The sequence below is a fragment of the Paenibacillus sp. alder61 genome (assembly GCF_020179875.1).
Classification (GTDB): domain Bacteria; phylum Bacillota; class Bacilli; order Paenibacillales; family Paenibacillaceae; genus Fontibacillus; species Fontibacillus faecis.
In genome coordinates, this window is the sequence record NZ_JAIUDG010000045.1 from 1 (window position 1) to 1,672 (window position 1,672).

General features: G+C 45.4%; 1 protein-coding gene. It reads left to right on the forward strand.

All coding sequences use genetic code 11. The features are described 5' to 3' along the window. Nucleotides 1-108: 108 nt before the first annotated feature. Nucleotides 109-1,323 (forward strand): IS4 family transposase, encoded by a 1,215-nt coding sequence (locus tag LBW89_RS27265; protein ID WP_225040919.1) that lies wholly within the window; start codon nucleotides 109-111, stop codon nucleotides 1,321-1,323. Nucleotides 1,324-1,672 lie beyond the last annotated feature (349 nt).

Below are 1,672 nucleotides of genomic sequence, written 5' to 3' on the forward strand. Positions count from 1 at the left end.
CAGCAATCTTGCAAAAAAAATGACATAACAAGTAAGAAGAATAATTTACAAAAAAAGGAGACCCCAGTTATCGTAGAATTGTACAGATACATACGAAAGGAGGTCTCCTTGAATACAAAGATACCTAACCCATCCGTGATTCGTCAAGCCTTAGGTTGGTTGGATATCAATATGCGTTTACTCTGTGGCGATCATTACGCCAAGAAGCTTTGCTTTGGCAACACGATTCTTCTCTTTCTGGAGGCCATTTTGCAAAAACGGAGTTCACTAGACGACATCGCAGAGCATTTACGGAGTGCTCCATGGCTGCAAAAATGGGTAGGCTTGGAGTCGATCCATGCTTCCTCCTTAAATCGAAAACTAGCACGAATTCCAACCGACAGTGTTCGTAACTTGTTCCTCCAGCGTCTCAAAAACCTGTGGCATCACCAGGGACCTACACTACCGAAAAAGCTCAAGAGACTTGGGCGACTGGCTGCGGTAGACTCCTCATCAATCACTCTGAGCCTACTGCGGGGGAAGTGGGCATTCCGCCAAACGGGAGAGAGTGCGGTAAAAATGCATACCTGCCTGCATCTCACCGGTGAGATAAGCGCCTGGCTAAAAGGCATCGTACTCTCCACAGCGATGGTGGCCGACCTAGACTCGGAAGTGCTCGAACACCTTGTTTGGGAGCCAGGAACCACCTATTTGTTTGACCGAGGTTATATCTGTTACGGACAATTCCTCCATTGGGATCGAAATCAGATTTACTTCGTGGTCCGACTTAAGAGCAACAGCAAAGTACGGGTGCTTCAGTCCAAGGTCGCGGGGAGTTTCATCAAGCGGGATGCCGAAGTAGAAATCAAGGACCCGGATAGCCAACAAACCGGCGTGTTCCGACTGGTCGAGTTTGAGTTTATCGACAATAAGCACAAGGTTCATCAAGTGCGAGTTCTAACCAACCGTTGGGATGTAAAAGCCGAAGATGTGGCTCGAATGTATCATTACCGCTGGAAAGTGGAACTATTTTTTAAATTCATGAAGTCAAATTTGCATCTGAAAAAAATATACAACAACAAGCCACAGGCGGTATGGAACCTGATTTATTTAAACCTACTGGCGTACGTGGTGTGTGAAGAAATCCGGTATCTCTACGCTCCGGATTTGTCCATTGGCCAAGTGACGAGGAAGATGCGTGCGTATTTAACGAATGCGTGGACCGATTTCTTGGACCGTTTACACCCAGTTACGCAGCGGACGAGTAAGGGCCGAAGGAAAAAGGGAGGTCGTCCAAGAATTCATCCAGAACGTTTGAAGAAACTACGGATGATCTATTACTAAAAAAATGTAAAACCAAAACAGAAGAAAGACTATACTCTGGAAAAAAAATGTGTCTGTACGTTTGAAGTGAGGTGGGTCTTTTTTTTTGCCTTTTTGAGAGAGGCGAAACATCTCTGGCAAACAAGTTGAACTAGAGCATAGGGTGGGAAAAGGCAAGAGGGTGAAATGATTCTGGAGAAGCGTAGCGTTCGCCTTTGTGACCGGATTTCTACCTTATCTGAATTTAATTCATCAAGAAATCCGGGAGCAACAGCGATCGGAAGAACATTTCACCCGGCTGCCTCTATCCCTCCATCATTAGTTCAACTCATTACGACTAACTGATGTTAAGGTTTTTGCAAGTTTAATG